The organism is Mesorhizobium sp. M0174, assembly GCF_040322275.1.
In the GTDB taxonomy this organism is placed as follows: Bacteria; Pseudomonadota; Alphaproteobacteria; order Rhizobiales; family Rhizobiaceae; genus Mesorhizobium.
Map to the genome: position 1 here is coordinate 206429 of NZ_JAMYTB010000008.1, position 21613 is coordinate 228041.

The 21613-nt window shown below is 62.4% G+C and carries 23 protein-coding genes and 1 tRNA gene; 14 read left to right on the plus strand and 10 right to left on the minus strand.

Translation table 11 applies throughout. From position 1 onward, the window contains the following. Window positions 1-2: 2 nt before the first annotated feature. A complete protein-coding gene (locus NKJ13_RS18795) occupies window positions 3-911 on the minus strand; it encodes a LysR family transcriptional regulator (RefSeq protein WP_352703097.1) in 909 nt (302 codons plus the stop codon). Between the two features lie 94 nt (window positions 912-1005). Here NKJ13_RS18795 and NKJ13_RS18800 point away from each other — a divergent pair, with 94 nt between their 5' ends. Continuing rightward, on the plus strand, window positions 1006-1890 hold the full coding sequence (locus NKJ13_RS18800) for an aldo/keto reductase family oxidoreductase (protein ID WP_352703099.1): 885 nt from the start codon (window positions 1006-1008) through the stop codon (window positions 1888-1890). A gap of 30 nt (window positions 1891-1920) precedes the next feature. Here the strand turns inward: NKJ13_RS18800 and NKJ13_RS18805 are convergent, their stop codons facing one another. Further along, window positions 1921-2979, minus strand: a complete 1059-nt coding sequence (locus tag NKJ13_RS18805; RefSeq protein WP_352777997.1) for a glycerophosphodiester phosphodiesterase family protein — start codon at window positions 2977-2979, stop codon at window positions 1921-1923. 305 nt (window positions 2980-3284) lie between these two features. Between NKJ13_RS18805 and speB the strand changes: the two genes are divergently transcribed. From speB to NKJ13_RS18820, 3 genes are read left to right on the plus strand one after another with little or no spacing between them, the layout of a single operon-like run. Continuing rightward, window positions 3285-4292, plus strand: coding sequence for an agmatinase (speB, locus tag NKJ13_RS18810; protein ID WP_352477301.1), 1008 nt, complete (start codon window positions 3285-3287; stop codon window positions 4290-4292). A gap of 29 nt (window positions 4293-4321) precedes the next feature. Beyond that, window positions 4322-5248: an N-acetyl-gamma-glutamyl-phosphate reductase gene (gene argC / locus NKJ13_RS18815; protein WP_352506481.1), complete on the plus strand. Its 927-nt coding sequence runs from the start codon at window positions 4322-4324 to the stop codon at window positions 5246-5248. After that, entirely contained in the window at window positions 5249-6088 is an 840-nt protein-coding gene (locus NKJ13_RS18820; protein ID WP_352506482.1) for an aminoglycoside phosphotransferase family protein, read from the plus strand. On the opposite strand, the gene NKJ13_RS18825 is transcribed toward NKJ13_RS18820, so the two are convergent. Continuing rightward, window positions 6078-7172 carry a COX15/CtaA family protein gene (locus NKJ13_RS18825; RefSeq protein WP_352689369.1) on the minus strand — a complete coding sequence of 365 codons (1095 nt, stop codon included), beginning with the start codon at window positions 7170-7172 and terminating at the stop codon, window positions 6078-6080. The two genes, NKJ13_RS18820 and NKJ13_RS18825, sit on opposite strands and share 11 nt — an antisense overlap. Before the next feature lie 151 nt (window positions 7173-7323). On the opposite strand from NKJ13_RS18825, the gene NKJ13_RS18830 reads away from it, so the two are divergent. Continuing rightward, a complete protein-coding gene (locus tag NKJ13_RS18830) occupies window positions 7324-7551 on the plus strand; it encodes a DUF2842 domain-containing protein (protein ID WP_254817582.1) in 228 nt (75 codons plus the stop codon). Here NKJ13_RS18830 and NKJ13_RS18835 read toward each other — a convergent pair. Next, window positions 7548-8606, minus strand: coding sequence for a polysaccharide deacetylase family protein (locus tag NKJ13_RS18835; protein WP_352689370.1), 1059 nt, complete (start codon window positions 8604-8606; stop codon window positions 7548-7550). The genes NKJ13_RS18830 and NKJ13_RS18835 overlap by 4 nt on opposite strands. An 89-nt stretch (window positions 8607-8695) precedes the next feature. On the opposite strand from NKJ13_RS18835, the gene NKJ13_RS18840 reads away from it, so the two are divergent. Continuing rightward, the gene (locus NKJ13_RS18840) at window positions 8696-9925 is read left to right on the plus strand and encodes a GNAT family N-acetyltransferase (RefSeq protein WP_352777999.1); all 1230 of its coding nucleotides are present in this window, start codon (window positions 8696-8698) and stop codon (window positions 9923-9925) included. 21 nt (window positions 9926-9946) lie between these two features. Here NKJ13_RS18840 and NKJ13_RS18845 read toward each other — a convergent pair whose 3' ends face one another. Further along, complete coding sequence (locus tag NKJ13_RS18845; RefSeq protein ID WP_352689373.1) at window positions 9947-12187, minus strand: GumC family protein; 2241 nt, start codon at window positions 12185-12187, stop codon at window positions 9947-9949. Between the two features lie 255 nt (window positions 12188-12442). Between NKJ13_RS18845 and NKJ13_RS18850 the strand changes: the two genes are divergently transcribed. The 7 genes from NKJ13_RS18850 to NKJ13_RS18880 all read left to right on the plus strand — a co-directional run bounded on the left by NKJ13_RS18850 (window position 12443) and on the right by NKJ13_RS18880 (window position 18528). Next, a complete protein-coding gene (locus NKJ13_RS18850; protein ID WP_352689375.1) occupies window positions 12443-13006 on the plus strand; it encodes a polysaccharide biosynthesis/export family protein in 564 nt (187 codons plus the stop codon). 12 nt (window positions 13007-13018) lie between these two features. Then, window positions 13019-14143: a glycosyltransferase family 4 protein gene (locus NKJ13_RS18855; RefSeq protein ID WP_352738299.1), complete on the plus strand. Its 1125-nt coding sequence runs from the start codon at window positions 13019-13021 to the stop codon at window positions 14141-14143. A gap of 115 nt (window positions 14144-14258) precedes the next feature. Further along, window positions 14259-15794 (plus strand): undecaprenyl-phosphate glucose phosphotransferase, encoded by a 1536-nt coding sequence (locus NKJ13_RS18860; RefSeq protein ID WP_352738298.1) that lies wholly within the window; start codon window positions 14259-14261, stop codon window positions 15792-15794. Next, window positions 15791-17080: an O-antigen ligase family protein gene (locus NKJ13_RS18865; protein WP_352703124.1), complete on the plus strand. Its 1290-nt coding sequence runs from the start codon at window positions 15791-15793 to the stop codon at window positions 17078-17080. The genes NKJ13_RS18860 and NKJ13_RS18865 overlap by 4 nt, the downstream gene beginning before the upstream one ends. A 36-nt stretch (window positions 17081-17116) precedes the next feature. After that, window positions 17117-17193 (plus strand) — tRNA-Pro (locus NKJ13_RS18870). Between the two features lie 827 nt (window positions 17194-18020). Beyond that, window positions 18021-18215: a hypothetical protein gene (locus tag NKJ13_RS18875; RefSeq protein WP_254817574.1), complete on the plus strand. Its 195-nt coding sequence runs from the start codon at window positions 18021-18023 to the stop codon at window positions 18213-18215. A 121-nt stretch (window positions 18216-18336) separates the two neighbouring features. Continuing rightward, complete coding sequence (locus NKJ13_RS18880; protein WP_352477180.1) at window positions 18337-18528, plus strand: hypothetical protein; 192 nt, start codon at window positions 18337-18339, stop codon at window positions 18526-18528. Between the two features lie 38 nt (window positions 18529-18566). On the opposite strand, the gene NKJ13_RS18885 is transcribed toward NKJ13_RS18880, so the two are convergent. Together NKJ13_RS18885 and NKJ13_RS18890 are read right to left on the minus strand one after the other, a co-directional pair. Continuing rightward, complete coding sequence (locus tag NKJ13_RS18885; protein WP_352477179.1) at window positions 18567-19025, minus strand: YbaK/EbsC family protein; 459 nt, start codon at window positions 19023-19025, stop codon at window positions 18567-18569. A 119-nt stretch (window positions 19026-19144) separates the two neighbouring features. After that, window positions 19145-19423 carry a helix-turn-helix domain-containing protein gene (locus NKJ13_RS18890; protein WP_023674515.1) on the minus strand — a complete coding sequence of 93 codons (279 nt, stop codon included), beginning with the start codon at window positions 19421-19423 and terminating at the stop codon, window positions 19145-19147. Between the two features lie 317 nt (window positions 19424-19740). Here NKJ13_RS18890 and NKJ13_RS18895 point away from each other — a divergent pair, with 317 nt between their 5' ends. Next, window positions 19741-19932: a hypothetical protein gene (locus NKJ13_RS18895; protein WP_352689378.1), complete on the plus strand. Its 192-nt coding sequence runs from the start codon at window positions 19741-19743 to the stop codon at window positions 19930-19932. Window positions 19933-20058: 126 nt separating this feature from the next. Here NKJ13_RS18895 and NKJ13_RS18900 read toward each other — a convergent pair whose 3' ends face one another. From NKJ13_RS18900 to NKJ13_RS18910, 3 genes are all read right to left on the minus strand, one after another. Next, complete coding sequence (locus NKJ13_RS18900) at window positions 20059-20400, minus strand: hypothetical protein (protein ID WP_352689380.1); 342 nt, start codon at window positions 20398-20400, stop codon at window positions 20059-20061. Between the two features lie 74 nt (window positions 20401-20474). Next, a complete protein-coding gene (locus NKJ13_RS18905) occupies window positions 20475-21017 on the minus strand; it encodes a MerR family transcriptional regulator (protein WP_023674511.1) in 543 nt (180 codons plus the stop codon). 245 nt (window positions 21018-21262) lie between these two features. Then, entirely contained in the window at window positions 21263-21586 is a 324-nt protein-coding gene (locus NKJ13_RS18910; RefSeq protein WP_023674510.1) for an integration host factor subunit alpha, read from the minus strand. Between the last annotated feature and the right edge of the window lie 27 nt (window positions 21587-21613).

The following is a 21613-nucleotide window of genomic DNA, read 5'->3' on the forward strand; positions in this document are numbered from 1 at the left end:
TGTCAGGGCTGGCCGGCGGACGCCTTGATGAAGTCAATGAACGCCCGCAACGGCGCCGGCACGAGGCGCCGGCCGGGATAGTAAAGGAACGGCCCGGAGAAGCTCTGCCACCAGGGTTCAAGCAGCGGTTCGAGCGCTCCGCTCTCGAAGTGAGGACGTAGCCAATCCTCGAACAGGCTGATGATGCCCGTGCCGGCGATGGCTGCATCGACTTTGAGGTCAGTCGCCCCGCCCAGGGTCACGAGAAGCGGCCCCGTCGGGTCGACCCGCACCACCTCGCCGTCGCGCTCGAATTCCCACGGCGGCATCGCACGGCTGGCAAAGCGGCCGCGCAGGCAGGCGTGGCTGAGCAGGTCGCGCGGGTGTTGCGGCCGGCCATGACGATCCAGGTAGGCCGGGCTGGCGGCGGTGGCGAAGCGCTGCACGCGCGGTCCGATCGGCACAGCGATCATGTCCTGCTCCAGCCGCTCCTCATAGCGAATGCCGGCGTCGCACCCCGCCGCCAGCACATCGACGAAGCTCTCCTCCGAGATCACCTCCAACCGGATGCCTGGATAGGCGGCGAGAAAAGGCGGAACGATGCTGGGCAGTACCAGCCGCGCCGCGCTGACCGGCACATTGAGGCGCAACGTACCTGCCGGCCTGTCGCGAAAGCCGTTCACTACGTCGACGGCCGACTCCACCTCGGTCAAGGCAGGACCGAGCCGCGCCAGCAGGCCTTCGCCGGCTTCCGTTAGGACAACGCTGCGGGTCGTCCGGTTGAGCAGCCTGACACCGAGCTGCGTCTCCAGGCGCCGCACCGCCTCGCTCAAGCCGGACGCACTGCCGCCGCTGGCGCGTGCCGCATCCCGAAAACCTTTGGCGCGCGCTACGGCCACGAAGGCGTTCAGGTCCCCGAGATCAATCTGCATTGTTCGTCATTCCGCACAGCCCGTGCGAATTGTACCCAATTATCATGAGATCGGACAGCGTCTATCTGTGCACCGTTCCTGAAGGAGAAAGACAATGTCCAGTATCGACCAGTCCGGCACATTCATCTTCGGCGACCGCAAAGTCAGACGGCTCGGCTACGGCGCCATGCAGCTCGCAGGGCCCGGCGTCTTCGGCCCACCAAAGGACCACGACGCGGCATTGGCCGTGCTGCGCGAAGCCGTTGCACAAGGCGTCAACCACATCGACACCAGCGACTTCTATGGCCCGCACGTGACCAACCTGTTGATCCGCGAAGCGCTCGCACCCTATCCTGACGACCTCCTTATAGTCACCAAGATCGGCGCCAGGCGCGGCCAGGGCGGATCGTGGCTGCCGGCCTTCTCGGCCCAAGAACTCACCCAGGCGGTGCACGACAATTTGCACAATCTCGGGCTCGACGTGCTGGAGGCGGTCAACCTTCGGATCATGTTCGACGCGCATGGCCCCGCCGAAGGGTCGATCGAGGCGCCGCTTGCGACGCTCGCCGAGCTTCAGCGACAGGGCCTCGTGCGCCACATCGGGCTGAGCAACGTCACCGCTGCGCAGATCGCCGAAGGCCGCAGGATTTGCAAGATCGTCTGCGTGCAGAATCAGTACAATCTGGCGCATCGGGGCGACGATGCCTTGATTGACGATCTCGCCCGCGACGGCATCGCCTATGTGCCGTTCTTCCCGCTTGGCGGCTTCAATCCGTTGCAGTCGTCGACCTTGTCCAAGGTCGCCGCACGCCTCGGCGCCACGCCCATGCAGGTCGCGCTCGCCTGGCTGCTTCGCCGCGCGCCCAACATTCTTCTGATCCCAGGCACGTCTTCCGTCGCGCATCTCAGGGAGAACCTCGCCGCGGGCGATCTCGCGTTGTCCGAAGATGCGATCGAGGAATTGGACAGTATCGCCGGCAATGTCCCCGCTCACGCGTAGCGCCGCAATCGCTCCGGGTCGTGCCGGGCGTTAGTTAATGCTAGCCGTATTCGCCGGCTCGGCCGGGCGCTTCTCACCGGCGTAGGGCACGCGAAAACCGTTCGCCGCCAGCCAACCGATGGCCGCCTTCGGTTCGTCAGTCTGGATGATGGTGGCGCCGCGCTCGACCCAGAAGCCATAAGTCTCGCGCGGCAGGCTGCCCGCAACCGCCAGCTCGTCGCCGCGACCGCCGGCGAGGAAGCCGCCTGGCTTGTTGACGATGGCATAGGTGTCGGCCCAGATGTGCCAGTCGCCCCTCACCGCCAGCGCGCGCATGCGCGAGCTGAACAGCGGGCCGCCGGTCTCCGTCAGCGTCTCTGATCCCATGCGCCAGTTGATCATCTCGACTGCGCGCATCGGGAAGGCCCGGCTGACTTCCTCGGCAAACATGGCGTCGCGAACCGCGTCATCGGCGATGATCGGCATGAACTGGAAGCCGCTGCCGATCTCGGCCATGGCAGCCTTGACCCTGGCGATCCTCTCCGCATTCCACAGGTTCTCTTTGACGATCACCTGTTCGGCCATGCCGAGATCGCGGGCGACGGCGACCATGCCGGCGAGGCTTCCGGTGTCGAGCTTGTTGTCGAGGTTGACGAGAATCCTGTCCCTGGTCGCCACCAGCATCTCGCGCAACGTCGAGACCGTCTCGCCCGTAACGGCGCCGGTGCCTTCGATCACCAATCGGCAGGTCTTGAGTTCGGCCAATGTGCGGTTGACCACCTCGCCCTTGCAGGTCGTGGTGCGGTCAAGCCAGCTGTCATGCATGACGACGAATTCTCCGTCCTTCGAGCGCCTGATGTCGACCTCGACGATTTCGGCGCCCATTGCGATCGACGCCTCGACGGCGGCGATCGAGTTTTCGGGATAGAGCGTCTTGCCGGCCTGCATGCCGCCGGCGCGGTGCGCGGCCACCATCACATGGTCGCGCCATTGGTTGGCGTGCTCGAAACGGTCGAGAATCTGCCTGGCGCGCGTTTCACCCGCCAATGCCTGGCCAAGGGAGACCACCAGCGCCGCGGAAAGCAGAAGGCTCAGCCAAATCGTTCGCATGAGACAAGTCGTTCGCACGAGAATCGCTCCGTACCGGGATCGCACCCCGGTTAAGCGATGCCCGTGACAGGCAGGTGAACGAAGCCGGCTTCGCAAACGCAGGAAAATCAGATCAATGCCGGCCGAAGCAGCCGTTGGCGGCTACTTTCGGTTATTTACCAGGCAATCTCCGGGCCGGCCATGCGGGGTTCGCCTGGCGAGCAAGGATTTGTGACCGGATCGAATGGCCGTGATCCTCCGCAGGGGTCGCAATTCTGAGAATTATGTCCAATAAGGTTGCGCGTCGACGCACAGGAGATCGCTTCATGCCGCCAAGGACCATCGATCACGCCTTCACCACCCGCTCCAGGACGGGCGCGTCGTTTGAGCCGACCTATGCCGGCGCGCTGTCGTTCATGCGGCGCAAATATTCGAAGGACGTGAAGGGCGCCGATGTAGTGGTGTGGGGCATTCCCTTCGATGCGGCGGTCACCAATCGGCCGGGCGCTCGTTTCGGACCGCAGGCGATTCGCCGCGCCTCGGCCATCCTCGACAACGATCCGCAATATCCGTTTTCGCGCGACCTGTTCGAACAGCTTGCTGTGATCGACTTTGGCGACTGCCTGCTCGACAGCGGCAATCACCAGAAGACGCCTGCCACGATCGAGCGCGAAGCGGCGAAGATCTTGAAATCCGGCGCCTTTCTGCTTTCACTCGGCGGCGATCATTTCGTCACCTGGCCGCTGCTCAAGGCGCATGCCGCCATCCACGGCCCGCTGGCCCTGGTGCAGTTCGACGCACATCAGGACACCTGGCCCGACGACGGCAAGCGCATCGATCACGGCTCCTTCGTCGGCCGTGCGGTCAAGGAAGGCATCATCGATCCCGACCGCTCGATCCAGATCGGCATCCGAACCCATGCGCCCGACACATTCGGCATCAAGATCCTATATGGCCATGAAGTGGAGGAAATGCGGGCGTCCGACATCGCCTATGCCATCGTCGACCGTACGGGCGGCAAGAAGACCTACGTCACTTTCGACATCGATTGTCTGGATCCGGCTTTTGCGCCCGGCACGGGAACGCCGGTCGCGGGAGGCCCGTCTTCGGCAAAGATCCTGTCGGTGCTGCGCCAGATCAACCAGGTCGATATCGTCGGCGCCGACGTCGTCGAGGTTGCGCCAGCCTATGATCACGCCGATATAACGGCAATTGCCGGCTCGATGGTGGCCATGCACTATCTCGGGCTGCTGGCGGAACGAAAGGCCCGGCTCGAGGACATGAACCAGAGCAACCACAGCGTTGCCGGATTGAATCAGGCAAGCGGCATATAGCTTTGAGATAACAGGAATTTTGGCAGGCAATGAAACCGAAAATCTTCATCGACGGCGAGCACGGCACCACCGGTTTGCAGATAAGGGCGCTGCTTGCCGAGCGCGGCGACCTGGAAATCATCTCCATCCCGGCCGAACGCCGCAAGGAAACGGCAGCGCGCGCCGAGTTCCTCAATGCCGCCGATGTTGCGATCCTCTGCCTACCGGACGCGGCCGCTAAGGAAAGCGTTTCGCTGATCGCCAATGACACCACCAAGGTGATCGACGCCTCGACGGCGCATCGCGTCGCCGAGGGCTGGGAATATGGTTTCGCCGAAATGGAAAAGGAACAGGCGAAGAAGATCGCTTCGGCGAAGCGCGTCGCCAATCCGGGCTGCTGGCCGCAAGGACCGATCGCGACGCTGCGGCCGCTGGTTGCGGCGGGGCTGTTGCCGGCCAATTTTCCGGTCACCGTCAACGGCATTTCCGGCTATTCCGGCGGCGGCCGGCCGATGATCGAGGATTATGTCGCCAAGGGCGAAGATGCGCCGGAATTCCTGCCCTACGGGCTGACGCTGCAGCACAAGCACGTGCCTGAGCTAAGGACCTATGCCAAGCTTTCGCACGATCCGATCATGCAGCCGGCAGTCGGCAATTTCGCGCAAGGCATGATCACCGTGGTGCCGCTGCAACTCGGCGGCCTCGACCATGTGCCGACCGGCGCCGAGCTTCATGCGGCAATCGCCGATCATTTCGCTTCCATCGATGGCGGCGTGGTCGAGGTGGCGCCGTATCTGCATCAGGAACGCATGCCCGACATCGATCCGGAGATCTACAACGGCACCAACCGGATGAAGCTTTATGTCTTTGCCAATGATAACAGGGCGCAGGCGCTGCTGATTGCCGTCTACGACAATCTCGGCAAGGGCGCCTCGGGCGCCGCTGTGCAGAACATGGATCTGATGCTCGGCCTTTGAATGGATGCGCCGAGATTTCCAAAGCGCTGGAAGGTCGGCGCGCCGGAGCTCATTGCCGAAACGTTCGGTAGCCGCATCTGGAAAGTTGTTCGCGAGGACGGCTCACCGGCAATCGTCAAGGATCTAAAGCCTTTCGACGATGTGGAGGACGAGTTGCGTGGCGAGCATTTCCTCACCTGGCGACGCGGCGAAGGCGCGGTGCGGCTGCTCGGCCGCGACGGCCACCGCATGCTGCTCGAATACGCCGGCGAAATCTCGCTGTCACAGATCATTGCGGATCAGGACGACAATGCCGCCACCGCCATCGCGGCCGAGGTGATGGCAAGACTGGTCTCGCCGTCGAAGCACGCCGCCCCGCCGGACCTTCAGCCGTTGCGGAGACGGTTTTCCAGCCTGTTCAAAAAGGCGAAGGCCGATCGCGCCGCCGGCGAAAAGAGCCTGTATGTCGAAGCTGCCGAAATCGCGGAACGGCTGTTGTCCAATCCGCACGACGTACGGCCGCTGCATGGCGACCTGCATCACGACAACATCATGCACGGTCCACGCGGCTGGCTGGCGATCGATCCGAAGGGCGTCCTCGGCGACCTGGGTTTCGACGCCGCCAACATGTTCTACAACCCACTCGACCGAGATGATCTTTGCCTCGATCCGAGGCGGATCGCCCATATGGCGCAAGTCTTTGGCGCCACGCTCGGCCAGACGGGGCCTGCCGTACTGGACCACGCCGTTGCCTATGGCTGCCTGTCGGCTGCATGGCACCATGAAGATCGCAATGCGGTCGACGAAAACCGCGAGCTGGCGATTGCCGCAGCAATCTGGCGGGTGCGGCTCAGCCTCTGAGAGCGATCTCGTGGGGCAGCGGGTAAGCGCCCTTGGTACCGCGCCAATGCGCAGCGGCGAAGCCCAGCAGAACCAGCGCGAATGCCTGATGCGTCAGGGCCATGTGCAGCGGCACCTGCATCAACAGGGTGCCGATGCCGATCGACGCCTGCACCACGACAATCAGGAACAGCAGCGTCGCGCGTCGGGCATGCGTCGTGCCGGGCAGACGCCGGCGTGTCGCGATCATATGCCAGAGCGCGACCGCGAAGATCGTGTAGGCGCCGATCCGGTGGACGAACTGCACTGTCTTCGGATTTTCGAAGAAATTGCGCCACGCCGGCTCGAGCAGCAGCAGGTCGCCAGGGACCAGCTTGCCGTCCATCAGCGGCCAGGTGTTGTAGCTCAAGCCGGCGTCAAGCCCCGCGACCAGCCCGCCGAGATAGATCTGGACCAGCGCCAGCAGTACCAGAATGCCGGCCAGACGTTGCGTCGAGCGGTCGGCGGCAGGTTCCGAGTGCGGCGCCAGCCCACGCGCGACAACCATGGTCGCCGTGAAGATCAGCGCCGCCAGCGTCAGATGCGTCGCCAGCCGGTATTGGCTGACCGAAACCCGGTCAACCAGGCCGGATGCCACCATCCACCAGCCTATCGCGCCCTGCAGCCCGCCGAGCAGGAGGATGCCCGACAATCTCGTGCCGAGGCCCCGCTCAATGCGGCGCGTCACCCAGAAGAACAGCAGCGGCAGGGCGAAGACCGCGCCGACACTACGTGCCAGGATACGATGCACCCATTCCCACCAGAAGATCGACTTGAACGCCACGATGCTCATGCCCTTGTTGAGTTCGGCATATTGCGGGATCTGCTGGTAGCGCAGGAACTCCTCCTGCCACTCGGAATCGTTGAGCGGCGGGATGACGCCGTGAATCGGCTCCCATTCGGTGATCGACAGGCCGGAATCGGTGAGCCTCGTAGCGCCGCCGACCACCACCAGCGCAAACAGCACGAGCAGCACGACATAGAGCCAACCGCGCACCAGTGCACGATTGCGAACGTCTCGATCGCGGGCGGCGAAGGGCGCGTCGTCGGATATGGCAGCAGCCATGGGTTTGTCCCGGCAGTTGAAGTCGCGGATTGGTGAACCATCGCAACCCGGCTTGCAAGGCCGGGCGACGCGGCACGCCGTCGCGCCGTTTCTGGCGGGTTGCGCGCATTCGCCGTTCGGCCTAAGCGATAGCGATCAACGAGATCGCGCCATGCCCATTCGCCTGAAAAAGCTGATCGGAAGCTTCCTGCTGGTAGTGCTGGTCGTCGTCTATGCGCTGGTCGCCTCGATCGTCGCGGTCGCCCAACTGTCGCAGTCCGGGCCGCTGGCGCACTTCATCTTCTTCCTGCTGAGCGGGCTTTTGTGGGTGCTGCCGGCGATGGGCATCATCAAGTGGCTGATCCTCGAGCCGCGGCCGAAGGGCCGAGGCAACAGTTAAATCGTCACCACCGTCTTGCCAGCATTGGCCAGCGGCGTCGTCACGCCCGACAACATGGTTCGGATGTGGGCGATGCTCTGATAGCGGCCGTTGACTGAAATGCGCGGCAGGGCATGCAGGAACCCGGCATGCTCGGCGCGCAGTACGCCGTGGCGGGTCGTCACCGCCGACGCATAGCCGGCATCGCGGACAAGGCCCACTTCGCGGCGGCCGACTGCGCTGGCATGACCGTAGGGATAGGCGAAATGGCGCGGCTCCTCGCCGAGTTTGGCCTGCAATATGCGCTTGACGTCGCCGATCTCATGCCGCGCGTCGCTCTCGGAAAGCCGCTTCAGATTGCAATGATTGACGCTATGCGCGCCGATCGTCACCAGCGGGTGTCCGGCCATGGTGCGGATCTCGTCCCAGTTCATCAGCGTGCTCGGGCGCGGACCGCCCAACTCGATGCCGTTCGAGCGCGCCAGATCGCGCAACACCGCACGCTGGTCCTGCTCGTGCACCTTCAGCGTCAGATAGGCGTGCAGGCGCGCATTGGCCTGGACTTTTTTTCCCCGATTCGAGCAGTCGATCGTCACCGGGCCGTCCGGCGTCGCCAGCGTCAGGCGATCGCGCGCATTGACGATATCCTCAACCACGTCCCACCACAGATCGGCAGCGCCGTCGATCAGTCCCGGCGCGACGTAGATGGTGATCGGCGCGCCGTGCTTCTCCAGCACCGGCAGCGCCTCGGTCATGTTGTCTCGATAGGCGTCGTCGGCGGTGATCGTCGCGAACTGGCCGTCCTTGTCGCCGGCCTTGATGCGCTCGATCGCCTCGTCCAGCGTGACGAACCTGTAGCCGTTCGCCTTCATGTCGGCGATCACGATATCGAGGAACCCAGGCGCGATGTTCAAGTGTCGGTTGACGCCATTCGGCTTTTCCGGCGTCGCGGTGACCCGATGGAGCATCAGGATGACGCCAACGCCGCCGATAAACGGCTTGGCCAGCGGCGCGAGACCGGAATAGCGGGCGAGATTGAGCGCCAGTTTGCGAATTGCCTCGCCCCCGTCGATCATTCATTCACCTTTTGCGCCTAAGCTCATCAAGCATGGAATGCGCCTGCGCGGACCCCCAATCGCGACGAATACGCCCTAAGGATTGAGGTATGGTTGACGCCACCGCGTCATTTGACGGCAATCAGCTGGCAAGCAACGAGGCGTCGCCGTATGCCTTGCCGGCCGGCAAAGCCGGCTTATCGATCTCGGTTGCCGATAGTGCGGCGCTGGCGGCGTACGCCGAATTCTGCCGTTCGGCGCTTTTTGCCCCGGCGCAGAGCGCAGGCTGGATCCTGAACTGGGCCGCACATACCGGCGCCGACGTCGTCGTTGCGACGCTGCGCGCCGACAACAGGCCGGTTTTCTCGTTAGCGCTGGAGGTCACTCGCAGTGGAGCGTTCCGCGTCGCCCGGTTCATGGGCGGCCGCCATGCCAACGGCAATTTTGCCGCCGCCGACCCGCAATGGCTGGCGAGTGCCGATAGCGCGGCGATCCGCGCTATGCTGGCTGCGATTGGCAAGGCGCGGCGTGATATCGATCTTGTCGCGCTAGAGCGGCTGCTGCCCGATCTCGACGGCGTTGCCAACCCGCTCTCCGCCTTGCCGCATTTTTCGAGCCCCAATCTGTCTCTGGCCGCCGGCCTAGCAGGAGGGTTTGATTCATTGCTCATCCGCGTGAGCGGCAAGCGCAGGCGCAAGAAGCATCGCTCGCAGGCGCGCAAATTCGGGGCCGTCGGCAGCCATTGCCGCATCGAGGCGAGGACTGCGGACGAGGTGAACAGGCTGCTCGATGCCTTTTTCGAGATGAAGGAATTCCGCTTCCGCAAGATGGGCATCGCCAATGTTTTCGGTGAGGCGGAGGTGCGCGCTTTTTTTCGCTCGCTGTTTACCGACGCGCTCCAAGAGGAAGATCCGTCCTTCGTGCTGCATGGGCTGGAAGTCGCCGGCAAGCTTCGTGCGGTCACCGGATCGAGCCGCTCGGGCAAGCGGCTGATCTGCGAATTCGGGGCGATCGCCGAGGACGAACTCGCACACACCAGCCCCGGCGACTTCCTGTTCTTCGAGAACATCCAGGAAGCCTGCGAGGCAGGTTTTGAAATCTATGATTTCTCGGTCGGTGACGAACCCTACAAGCGATTGTGGTGCGATGTCGAAACGCAACATTTCGAGGCGCTGGTTCCGCTGACGCTGAAAGGTCGCGCGCTGGCGCTTGCGCTCAGGCACGGCGCAAGCCTGAAAGCATTCATCAAGCACAGCCCAATGGTCTGGAAGCTGACCAAGCTGCTGCGCCGCAAGGCCGTGGGCCAGACAGCACCGGCCGCAGGCGAAGACGACAGCTGATTTCAATTTGAGAAAAATGCCTCAGGCCGCCGAGCGCCGTCCCGGCATTGGCCCCGGCGCCACATGGCCGATTGGCGTGACCAGCGTTAGGTCGGGATAACCGCTCTCGATGAGCGCGACTGCGGCTTGCGTCACCTGGTCGTCCGGCTCAAGCATGGAGAGCAGCACCTCGGTGCCCTCGCCCACCAGGCGGCTGATGCCTTGCGCGTCGGCCGGCCCGCATTCGACCACAACCAGATCATAGGCCGTGGTTAGCGACTGCATGATGATCGGCAGCCGGTCGGCGGCGCGCATGGCACGGACCGGATCGGCTGTGCCGACGGGAATCACGTGGCAATCCGAATAAAGATCGGGGTGGATCACATCGCTGAACTGCGCTTGCGAGGCGAGCAGATCGGTGATGCCCGGAAACAGCCCGCTGTCCAGCATCGGCCGCGAGGCAGCACCCGAAGCGGTGAGATCAAGCAGCAGCACGCGTAGCCCGGCGTCGGAGACTGCGCGCGCCACCAGCACCGCCGAGGCAGCCGCCTCGTCGCCTTCCGGTGACACGAATATGGCCCGGGCTGCACCGGTGGCGATCAGTTTTTCCGCGGCCTTGTCGATGTCGATCTCGCCGAGGATAGAACGTGCCGGTTCAATGTCTCCAGCAGCCATTTCAGAGTACTCCGGTTCGATTTTCTCGGCAGCCGCTTCCGCCACCGCGACGGGTTCCGGCTCCACTTTGGTTTCAATGATGCTGTCGTCGTCGATCTCGGCGACTGCCGGTTCGGACCGCGCAACCGGCGGGTCGGGCTCGGCCGATGCGCGTTCGGCCTGGACAGCCGGCATCGCAACCTGCTCGATGTGTTCGAAATGGGCACCGGCGGCCGGACGCATGGCACGGCCGGAAAACAGTTCCTGCAGCAACGTGACGATCGCCATGATGAGCAACGAGCCGACAAAGGCCGCGCCGACAATCGGACCAATCTTGGGGAAATAGGGTTCGGTCGGCGCCCGGGCCTCCGAAAATAGGCGAGCGTCAACAGGTAGGTAGTTGCGATCCTTGCGTGCGGCCGCCTGGAGATAGCTGGACGAGTAGAGATCGAGTTGCTGGCGCTTGGTCGCGGCATCGCGCTGCAGCGCATCGAGTTCCACCTGCTCTTCGCCGGCGCGGGCGGACGCCGCCTTCAGCGTGTTGACGTCGGCCACGAGTTGAGCCTCGCGCGCCTTTGCCGTCTCGGCCTGCGCCATCAGACCCTTCATGATCTTTTCCGCTTCGTTGCGGATCTGGCGGTCGAGATCGGCGAGTTGCGACCTCAGCGCCCGGATGCGCGGATGGTTGTCGAGCAAGGTGGTGGAAAGGTCGGCGATGTTGTTCTTGAGTTCGACTTGGCGCTCGCGCAGGCGCTGGATCAGTTCGGACGACAACACCTCCGGAACGGCATCCAGTGAGCCGCCACTGCGCAATGCCCTGCGCACGCTGTCGGCGGTCGCTTCCGCTGAAGCGCGGTTGGCGCGCACCCGTGACAATTCGCTCGACAATTCGGACAGCTGCTGGGTGGCAAGCACCGAATTGTTGCCGCCCATCAAAAGATCGGACTGGGCACGGAATGCGGCAACCTTGGCTTCCGCCTCCTTCACCCGATTCTGCAGATCCGCGATTTCCGGCGCCAGAAAGTCGGTGGCGGCGGAATTCGATTCGAGCTTGGCGTTGCCCTTGGAGGCGATATAGGCGTTTGCAATCGCGTTCGGGATCGCGGCGGCAAGCTGTGGATCCTCTGACGAGAACTCGATTGCGATCGCACGGGTTTTTTCGACGCCATAGACGTTGAGCTTCTCATGCATTGCGTCCAGCACGCGCTCTTCCAGCGGGATCTCGAAGGGATCGCTTTTCAAGCCAACGAGGACAAGGGCGCGGCTCAGCGCCGACATCTTCAGCGCCTCGTCGAATTCGGGCAATTTCGCCAGGTTGAGCTTCGCCGCTACCTGTTTGAGGATGTCGGGGGACGAGATGATCTGGACCTCGGTGGCCACAGCCTCTTCGTCGGGAATCGACCGCTCGTTGCCGTTGGCCCCGGCTGGCCGCGTGAACTCCGATTCTCGAGGCCCGATCTCCAGCTTGGCTGCCGCCTTGTATTCGGGCGTTGCAAGCCAGGCGAGCGCAAAGGCCAGGCCGGTTACAACCAGCGCGACGACAAGGATGCGCAACCAGTTTCGCGCCAGGCTGGCGAAAAGCTGCCTGAGATCGATGTCGACATCTGCGGCCGCGGATTGAACGGACATGCATCCCTGCTCCGGTACTGAGTCAGCATGCACCGTAAACAACTATGGTAACTCAGCCGTTAATATCGCGGTAAGAACCTGTTAGGCTCTACTAACAAGCCGCAAACAAGAGGCTGAAAACGATCTGCATTTGTCGATCCGGCCCGTACCGGCCGCGCGCCTTTACCGGCCATTAACCCTAACAGGACGATAACCGAGCTCGATCGTTAAGGTTTGCCGCAGAGTCGCCGGCTATTCAAAGGTACGTGTCCGCTCATGAAAAGCATTGCTCCCCTTTTCCGCGCGCTGCTTGCCGTATCGATGCTTTCGGGCTGCTCCAGCTACCGGCCGACGCCGGCCGCATTCCATGAAGTTCTCGACCAGCCCTATCGCCTCGGCGCCGGCGACCGCGTCCGCGTCACAGTGTTCGAGCAGGAAGGATTGACCAACACCTACAGTGTCGACCAATCCGGCTATCTCTCGCTGCCGCTCGTCGGCAACGTGCCGGCGCGCGGCCACACCGCCCAGCAGCTCGAGGGCGAGATCGCCGAGAAACTGCGCCAGGGCTATTTGCGGGATCCTGACGTTTCTGTCGAAATCGATCGCTACCGACCGATCTTCGTCATGGGTGAAGTGGGTGCGGCGGGCCAGTATTCCTATGTTCCGGGCCTGACCGTGCAGAAGGCCGTCGCCATCGCCGGCGGGTTCACGCCACGCGCCAACCAGGAGAGCGTCGACATTACCCGCGACATCAACGGCAAGGTGATAACCGGACGCGTGGTGACCTCCGACCCGCTACTGCCCGGCGATACAGTCTATGTTCGCGAACGCCTGTTTTGATGTGCTGACCAAGTGGCGGACACACTCAGGATCGTCCACTGCTTTCGCTCACCGGTCGGAGGCATCTTCCGGCATGTGCGCGACCTGACCGAGGCTCAGGTCGCCGCCGGCCATGCCGTCGGCATCGTCTGCGATTCGACGACGGGCGGCGATTTCGAGGAACGGCTGTTCGAACAGATGAAGGGCAGCCTGGCGCTCGGCATTCACCGCACGCCGATGCAGCGGCATGTCGGGCCAGGCGATCTCGCCTCGGCCCGGCGCACCTATAGGATCATAAAAGAATTGCGGCCGGACGTGCTGCACGGGCATGGCGCCAAAGGTGGCGCCTATGCCCGTCTGTTCGGCTCGTTGTTGCGGGTATCCAGGTCTCGCGTAGCCCGCCTTTATTCGCCGCATGGCGGCTCGCTTCACTATGACGAGACCACCGCCATGGGGAAGCTGTTCTTCGCGCTCGAGCGCTTCATGGCTCGCTTCACCGATTGCCTGCTGTTTGTTTCCGACTATGAGCGACGGACTTATCGCAGGAAGGTCGGCGAGCCGCCCATTCCGAACGCTCTCGTCCACAACGGCCTGCGCGCCGCCGAGTTCGAGCCGGTGCGGACCGAGCACGATGCGGTTGACCTCCTCTATATCGGCATGATGCGAGACCTCAAAGGCCCGGACATCTTCATCGATGCGCTGGGGCTAGCCGCAACACGGCTCGGCCACCCATTGAAGGCGCTGATGGTCGGCGACGGCGACGACCTGCCGCGCTATCGCGCCCAGGTGAGTCAGCGTGGCCTGGACGTCGGCTTCCTGGCGCCGATGCCGGCCAGGCTAGCCTTCACGCTGGCCAAGCTGGTCGTCGTTCCCTCGCGCGCGGAAGCCATGCCCTATATCGTTCTGGAAGCGCTCGCCGCCGGCAAGCCGATCATCGCGACGTCAGTCGGCGGCATACCGGAAATCTTCGACACCAGCTCGCCTGCCCTGATCCGGCCCGACCCGCGCGAACTTGGCGACAAGATAAGCGCCGCATTGGCCGATCTCGACACCTACAAGGGCCTGATGCCCGGCATCGCCGACCTCAAGGCACGATTCGGCGCCGATGTGATGGCCGCCGAAATCGAAAAGGCTTATTTCGCCGCGCAAAAAAAATAGGGCAACGGGCTCCACCGGGCTACTCCTGGTGAAAGCGTCTCCAAAGCCATCTGTTGTTTCAAGGGTTTCTTAGCTCTCTTTTGCTATTCACCTGAGGGAAACCTGCGGACGCCCCATGAACGAAATCGACCCCGCGCGCCGTTTTTCGCTAGACGCGGTGCGCAAATTCAACGCCCCTGCCGAGAACAACACGGCCGGCGGCATGAACGACGTCGCCCGCCAGGTCGCCTCGCAATACCGGCGCGATACGATGTCGCCGATCATGGTGAGCGGCGTCCTGCGCATGGTGGAATTCGCGCTGCTGTTGGTGTCAGGTCTTGCCGTCTATTTCTATTACGTCGGCTTTTTCAACTATCTTGCCTGGCAATATTCACTGACGATCGCCGCCACCTCGTTCCTCGCGGTCGTTCTGCTAGACGTCACCGACTGCTACCAGATCGTCGCGCTGATGCGGCCGATCGCCAATTTCGGCCGGCTCCTGCTGGTCTGGGCCGGAACGTTCGCCTTGATGGCGCTCACCGCCTTCACCATGAAAATGTCGGAAGACTATTCGCGCCTGCTCTTCGGCACGTGGTTTGTTGTTGGCTTCGTGCTGATCCTGGGTCTCCGCCTGGTGATGTCGAAGCTGATCCGGCGCTGGGCGCGCGATGGGCGGATGGAGCGCCGCGCCGTCATCGTCGGTGGCGGCAAGGCGGCGGAGGTACTGATCCGCTCGGTCGAAAGGCAGCCCTACAACGACATCCGCATCTGCGGCATCTTCGACGACCGCGGCGACAAGCGGTCGCCGCCGGTTGTCGCCGGTTATCCCAAGCTCGGTACAATTTCCGAACTCATCGAATTTGCCCGCATCGCGCGCATCGACATGCTGATCGTATCACTGCCGCTGACCGCCGAATCGCGCGTGCTGCAGTTATTGAAGAAACTGTGGGTGCTGCCGGTCGACATCCGGCTGTCGGCGCATTCGAACGCGCTGCAGTTCAGGCCGCGCGCCTATTCCTACATCGGCTCGGTGCCGATGCTAGATATCTTCGACAAGCCGATCAACGACTGGGATTCGGTCGCCAAGCGCGCCTTCGACATCGTCTTTTCGATCATCGGCATCATCGTGTTCTCGCCGGTGATGCTGGCGACCGCGATCGCGATCAAACTCGACAGCAGGGGGCCGGTATTGTTCCACCAGAAGCGGCACGGCTTCAACAACGAGATCATCGAGGTCTATAAGTTCCGGTCGATGTACACCGACAAGGCGGACCCGACGGCGAAGCAGACCGTGACAAAGAACGATCCGCGGGTCACCCGCGTCGGCCGCTTCATCCGCAAGACCTCGATCGACGAATTGCCACAGTTCTTCAATTCGCTGTTCGGGTCGCTGTCGCTGGTGGGTCCGCGCCCGCACGCCATTGCCGCGCAGTCGCACAACCTCCTCTACAATGAGGTGGTCGACGGCTATTTCGCCCGTCACAAGGTCAAGCCCGGTGTGACCGGCTGGGCGCAGATCAATGGCTGGCGCGGCGAGATGGACACCAACGAGAAGATTCGCATGCGGACGGAATACGACCTGTATTACATCGAGAACTGGTCGCTCCTGTTCGACCTCAAAATCCTGTTCCTGACGCCGATCCGCCTGCTCAACACGGAAAACGCATATTGAGCGCGACGGCCTATGAATTGCCGGCGGCGGCGGTCAACGCCAAGCTGATCGCACTGATTGCGTCAGGGGCGGTTTTCCTCGGCGTCTTCCTGTCCGGCTTCGTCATTGCCGAGCCGGCACCGTACGACGTCTATATGATCGGGCTGATCGTGGTGTGGCCCTTGTTCGGAATGCGCATACAGCGCGCGGGGGTACCGCTTCTGGTGCTGCTGTTGATCATGAACATCGGCGGCATGATCTCGATGACGCAGATGTCGGACCTCGCCGGCACGCCGCTCTATCTCGCCGTCTCGCTGTTCCTGGCCTTAACCGCGGTTTTCTTCGCTTCGGTAACGGCGGTCCGGCCCAGTCTCTATCGGGTGATCTTCGTCGCCTATGTGGTGTCGGCGGTGCTGACTTCGCTGGTCGGCATAGCCGGCTATTTCCATGCCTTTCCGGGAGCCGAGATCTTCACCAAATACGACCGCGCCGCCGGCGCGTTCCAGGACCCGAACGTGTTCGGGCCTTTCCTGGTGCTGCCGGGCGTCTACGTGCTCTATCTGCTGCTTACCGGCTCGGTCGCGCGCATGCCTGTATTGGCGGTGCCGCTGCTGATCATCACCGCCGGCATCTTCTTTTCCTTTTCGCGCGGCGCCTGGGGCATGTTCGCCGTTTCGGCGGTCCTGCTGACCGGTGCCTTGTTCCTGCAGAGCGCCAGCGGCAAGTTCCGGCTGCGCGTCGTCGTCATGACCATCGCCGCCGTCGGACTGCTGGTCATCGCAATGATCGTCATCCTGCAACTGCCGGGCGTCGCCGAGATGTTCTCGAACCGCGCACAGCTTGAACAAAGCTACGACACCGCCCGCCTCGGCCGCTTCGCCCGCTACACGATCGGCTTTCAGATGGCACTGGAGCATCCGTTCGGCATCGGCCCGCTCGTCTTCGGCAAGATGTTCGGCGAGGACACGCACGACATCTGGCTGAAGATGCTGATGGATTACGGCTGGCTCGGCTTCGTGTCGTTCCTGACGCTGACGTGCTGGACGATCGCCGCCGGCTTCCGCATTCTGCTGCGCGACCGGCCGTGGCAGCCTTATCTTCTATGCGCCTACGTCGCCTTCATCGGTAATATCGGGCTCGGCACCTTCATCGACATCGACCACTGGCGCCATGTCTACCTGCTGCTTGGCTTGATCTGGGGTGCCATCGCGCTCGAATACCGCCACCAGTGGCAGCTGCGGGCGGCGCAGCGACCGGCAATGCCCGTTGCTGTCGCTTCAGGCAGGACAGCAACCGAATTCGGTTGACCGGACCCAGTCTATCACGATACATCGCGACCGGTCCGGAGTGTAGCGCAGCCCGGTAGCGCACTTGACTGGGGGTCAAGGGGTCGTCGGTTCGAATCCGGCCACTCCGACCATTAAAATCCAAAGGCTTAGCCAGTTTTCCCCCAAACTGGGCTGTACAGACAATAGCCGCACTGCAGCCAGCGCAACGTACGCAGGCGCGTGATCTCATCGAAGAATCGATCACGATCACTCGTGCGCGAGGCACGGAGGCTGGCGGCTAGCCAGAAGCCCACCGAGAAACCGCGCGACAGTGGCTAGGCGACGTTTGCTGCGTACGCCAACCTTTATCGTGAGCCCGTATTCCAGCTTCAATAAGAAAAGGTCCCGCCGCACATGCCAGAACGGCGGGACTCGATCAGGCGCCTTGCATCAGGCAGGGGTGACTCGGGGGTTTGGGCATGCCCGGTGCGCGCGGATCGTAGTGAACCCTAGGCCCATCCGCTGCAATGCGTCCACCAACCGTCGGTTGGAAAGAACTAAATCAATCCCGATGGCTGGCCTGGCCTGAACAGGCGTGCTCAAGGCTCAGTTTCTTCCCGCGGAAGAGCTTTTTGGTCAGGACAATCAGGATAGGGCAATTCTTCACACGGAGGGGGCCTGTGGCCAACTCTGCCATAATGTTCCGCGAGTTTTGCGAAACCGTAGGCGAAGGCGAAGAGAAGCGCGAGGATAACCGCTATTCGGACGGCCATACCGTATTGTAGCAGGATCCTCGCATTGGAGCGCGCCGCGTTTTGGTACGTTTGAATGTTGAGTTCGAAAAACGTTGGCTTTATTTGAATTGCCGTCGTCCGCAGTTGTAAGGGCGAGCGGACGCTACGAAGATGCCACGCGCTTTCGCCCTTAGGGGAGAGATGCAATGTCGCTTCAAGGGGTTGCCTGTCCTGCCGAGCTGACCATGTTGACCAAGGCACTTGATGCCCGATGCCGTGAACTAGGCCTCGCTGACGGCGATCCAGGCAGAGAAGTGCTCGGCCGCAGGGTGATGGATTTGTTCGAAAGTGGTCAGCTCAGCGCCGAAGACCTGAGACTGGCTCTGAGCGGCGAGATCTTTAACGCCAAAAATCCTCCGGCCGGAGCCAGTGGGCTTTGATACGGCAAGCGGCTATCCGCGCAGCCATTTGAATTACTGGGCCAGCGTGTGAACAAATGTGATTTGGCCGTTGGTGCCAGACGGGCTAACTTTGCCCATCGAACGAACGAGGAGAATGATCATGAAGACATTCCTCGCAATAGCCGCGGCACTGACCATGTCCATATCAGTTGCCTCTGCGGATTGCCCCGCGCATTCAAAGGTCCAGGCATCGGTCGACACGCAGACGACAGCGAGCGTCGAGAAGGCCGATATGTCGACTGTCACGGACGCTCAGACGATCAAGAAAGAAGAGCCACAGAAGACCGAGTAGCGGTAACGCTCAGCGGATCCCACGACCCGGATAAACGGCTACTGGCACACATCCACCCACTCGGCGTCGACGAGTTCGGCCAGGCGTTGCGGGCTGAGCCGTACGGCGGCATTCGTCGCGCCTGCCGCCGGGACGACCTCGTCAAAGGCGCGCAGCGAGATGTCGCAGTAGACCGGGAGCGGCGCCGGTAGGCCGAACGGGCACACCCCGCCGACGGGATGACCGGTCGCGGCAAGCACCTGTTCGGCGTCCAGCATTCGCGCCTTGCCACCCAACCGGTCCTTGAATTTGCGATTGTCCAGCCTGGAGATCCCGCTGGCCACGATCAGCATCGTCTGGTCGCCGACGCGCAAGCAGATCGTCTTGGCGATCTGCGCCGGCGCTACGCCATGCGCTTCGGCGGCCAGAGGCACTGTCGCCGAGCTGGCTTCCGTGACGATAACGTCGATGTCGGGCGCGTGTGCGGCGAAAAAGGCGCGAACGGATTCGAGGCTCATCTCCGGCAATTTCCGTCTGGCGTCACCGTGGCCGCCGGCAAGTCCACTACCTGGCCGAAAAAACGAAGCCCGCCAGGGCGACCCATGGCGAGCTCGTGGAATAAAAGCATGACACGTCGCTACGACACGGATCGCCTTTTGGCAGGCAACACGGCTTCGTCAAACAGAGCGCTTTCAGGAAGTTGAAGCGCGGAGGCAATACGCCGACGTTTCGAGGGATCGGCATCCTTGCCGCTTTCAATGTCGGCAATCTCATAGGCTGCCAGCCCGCACGCCAGGGACAGCTCTTCGATGCTGTATCCACGGGCTTCCCGGGCGGTTCGGACGGCACTGCGTTCAGGCGTAACCGCGCTCGCCGCCAGTTCGGAGTAAGGTTCGCGTTTTGCTATTTGGGGCATTGGCAACTCCGTGGGATGAAAGAGTTAGATCAAATCATGTTGTTGCCTGAGACGATCGGGAGAATGCCCGCTCGCCGGTGATTTGCCAAGCATCAAAGATAGCGTCACGGCATCGTGAACCGACGCCGGAATGGATGGCGGATGCCGGCGCGCCGGCATCTGGCCGGATCCTCAGCAGACACAGTTCGGAAACAAAATTCTACAGGCCGGAAAAACGGCCGAAAAACTCCAAGGCGATAGTCCCAACCGCACCGATTGGGTCACCGACCTGAATCAGTGACGCTCAATTTCCGCTTGCGCAAAAAGGAAACGATGTCATGAACAAGCCTCTTCTCTCCGCCCTTGGACTTGCAATCGCACTTGCCCTCTCGATGCCGATCATCGGCGCAAGCAACGCGAATGCAACGACGATGCACACCACCGTCAAGAAGCATCACCGCCATCACTACCATCACCGCGTCCACCACTACCGCCACCATCACAAGAAGGTTGTCGCGAAGAAGTACTGAAAACACCCTCGGGCGAACAACCCGCAATCAGGCGTTCTGGTGCTTGATCAAGGGCGGCGTGCTTGCCGGGCTTTCCGTGTCGGCGAAAAATGGCGGCGGTCCGCTGACCACCGCCATTTGCTTATCTCAACGTGCCGATCTTGAACGCGCCCGCGGTGCTTGTTGCTGCCGGCCGCCGAGGAACAGACTGGCGACGAGCCCGACCAGAACCAGTCCGACAGCGGCCGCCGTCGCCGGGTGATCTCGGGCGGTCTTCTCGATCGCCCGGCCTTGCCTTCTGATTGCCGGCAAAGCGTCGCCGAGGCGCTCAGTGATATCCGAATAATAATCCGATGCGGTATCGCGCCCGTCTTCGTAAAAGGCGCCGCCCCGCTTTAACACGGCTTTCTTCAAGGTGGCCAGTTCCCTGGTCAGGGCCGCGACCTGCTTGTTCAGATCGGTGTCGGAGATGCTCGAAAGCGATGGCATGACGTGCTTCCTTCATATGTAGAAGGAAGCCTAACGCATGACCCTGAAGACCGTTCCGGTCAGCCCGGCGGGCTCTAGCGAACCTGATCGAGCAGGCGCTTGCATTCCAGGAGGTCGAACAGTGCCTCCTGCAGCAATGCGCGATTGTCACGGGAAAGCTTTGACGTGTCCGGCGGAACCGGACCTTCCTCGTCGGTCTTGCCGATGCCGAAAAAACGACGGCTGGGTTTCACCCTCGGTTGGCCGACCAGCATTTCGTCGTCCGGGCCGCGCGGCTGCGCCGCTTGCGTCAGCGGTACCGTGTCAGCCTGTCGGCGCTGCGAGATCGCCTCGACCGCCGCCATGTCGCCACTGCCGACGGCGATCAGAAACTGGTTGCCGTTCTCGCGCAACAGCTTCTGCACGCCCTTGATCGTATAGCCCTGGTCGTAGAGCATATGACGAATACCCTTGATCAGTTCGACGTCCTGCGGACGGTAGTAGCGGCGGCCGCCGCCGCGCTTCATCGGCTTGATCTGGTTGAAACGCGTCTCCCAGAAGCGCAGCACGTGCTGCGGCAAATCCAGATCCTCCGCGACCTCGCTGATGGTGCGGAAAGCATCAGGGCTCTTGTCCATGGGCGAATCCTCACGCTAGAGCATGATCGCGAAAGGCGGGAACCGGGTTCGGGCGACATCACACTTAACAAGGAGAGCAGCTTTCCGTCCCGCCGGAACGGATCACACCCAAATACCGATCCGGCGTACCGAATCGCATCTTATTTCAGCGGTTTATGAAACAATATTCAAGCCCGGCGCAAAAGCAGGGTTCGCTTTTCAACCGAAGCCTGGAGCATGATTCTTGGCAAAGGGGGATTGGGCGGCTACTTGCTGCCCTTGACTTTGCTGTTTTGATGGGAGCGCAGGATACGGTTCTTCAGCACGTTCGACGACTTGAAGGTCATCACCCGGCGCGGCAGGATCGGCACTTCCTCGCCGGTCTTGGGATTGCGCCCGATGCGCTCGTTTTTGGAGCGCACGTGGAAGGTCGCGAAGGACGACAGCTTCACCGTCTCGCCGCGAACGATCGCCTCGCAGATCTCATTCAGCACCGCCTCGACAAGCTCAGCCGATTCAGTACGCGACAGCCCAACCTTGCGGTAAACGGCTTCGGCGAGGTCGGCGCGCGTAAGTGTCTTTCCCCCCATACGAACCGTCCCATCAGCTCAAAAACA

Excerpts from the sequence above, each read along its gene's own strand:
- NKJ13_RS18910 (WP_023674510.1), bottom strand. The coding sequence starts at position 21,586 with ATGGGGGGAAAGACACTTACGCGCGCCGACCTCGCCGAAGCCGTTTAC.
- NKJ13_RS18820 (WP_352506482.1), top strand. The coding sequence starts at position 5,249 with ATGGATGCGCCGAGATTTCCAAAGCGCTGGAAGGTCGGCGCGCCGGAG.
- NKJ13_RS18835 (WP_352689370.1), bottom strand. The coding sequence starts at position 8,606 with ATGATCGACGGGGGCGAGGCAATTCGCAAACTGGCGCTCAATCTCGCC.
- NKJ13_RS18825 (WP_352689369.1), bottom strand. The coding sequence starts at position 7,172 with ATGGCTGCTGCCATATCCGACGACGCGCCCTTCGCCGCCCGCGATCGA.
- NKJ13_RS18885 (WP_352477179.1), bottom strand. The coding sequence starts at position 19,025 with ATGAGCCTCGAATCCGTTCGCGCCTTTTTCGCCGCACACGCGCCCGAC.
- NKJ13_RS18795 (WP_352703097.1), bottom strand. The coding sequence starts at position 911 with ATGCAGATTGATCTCGGGGACCTGAACGCCTTCGTGGCCGTAGCGCGC.
- NKJ13_RS18895 (WP_352689378.1), top strand. The coding sequence starts at position 19,741 with ATGAACAAGCCTCTTCTCTCCGCCCTTGGACTTGCAATCGCACTTGCC.
- NKJ13_RS18840 (WP_352777999.1), top strand. The coding sequence starts at position 8,696 with ATGGTTGACGCCACCGCGTCATTTGACGGCAATCAGCTGGCAAGCAAC.
- NKJ13_RS18875 (WP_254817574.1), top strand. The coding sequence starts at position 18,021 with ATGTTGACCAAGGCACTTGATGCCCGATGCCGTGAACTAGGCCTCGCT.
- NKJ13_RS18890 (WP_023674515.1), bottom strand. The coding sequence starts at position 19,423 with ATGCCCCAAATAGCAAAACGCGAACCTTACTCCGAACTGGCGGCGAGC.
- argC (WP_352506481.1), top strand. The coding sequence starts at position 4,322 with ATGAAACCGAAAATCTTCATCGACGGCGAGCACGGCACCACCGGTTTG.
- NKJ13_RS18805 (WP_352777997.1), bottom strand. The coding sequence starts at position 2,979 with ATGCGAACGATTTGGCTGAGCCTTCTGCTTTCCGCGGCGCTGGTGGTC.
- NKJ13_RS18845 (WP_352689373.1), bottom strand. The coding sequence starts at position 12,187 with ATGTCCGTTCAATCCGCGGCCGCAGATGTCGACATCGATCTCAGGCAG.
- NKJ13_RS18830 (WP_254817582.1), top strand. The coding sequence starts at position 7,324 with ATGCCCATTCGCCTGAAAAAGCTGATCGGAAGCTTCCTGCTGGTAGTG.
- NKJ13_RS18860 (WP_352738298.1), top strand. The coding sequence starts at position 14,259 with ATGAACGAAATCGACCCCGCGCGCCGTTTTTCGCTAGACGCGGTGCGC.
- NKJ13_RS18850 (WP_352689375.1), top strand. The coding sequence starts at position 12,443 with ATGAAAAGCATTGCTCCCCTTTTCCGCGCGCTGCTTGCCGTATCGATG.
- NKJ13_RS18905 (WP_023674511.1), bottom strand. The coding sequence starts at position 21,017 with ATGGACAAGAGCCCTGATGCTTTCCGCACCATCAGCGAGGTCGCGGAG.
- NKJ13_RS18800 (WP_352703099.1), top strand. The coding sequence starts at position 1,006 with ATGTCCAGTATCGACCAGTCCGGCACATTCATCTTCGGCGACCGCAAA.
- NKJ13_RS18900 (WP_352689380.1), bottom strand. The coding sequence starts at position 20,400 with ATGCCATCGCTTTCGAGCATCTCCGACACCGATCTGAACAAGCAGGTC.
- speB (WP_352477301.1), top strand. The coding sequence starts at position 3,285 with ATGCCGCCAAGGACCATCGATCACGCCTTCACCACCCGCTCCAGGACG.
- NKJ13_RS18880 (WP_352477180.1), top strand. The coding sequence starts at position 18,337 with ATGAAGACATTCCTCGCAATAGCCGCGGCACTGACCATGTCCATATCA.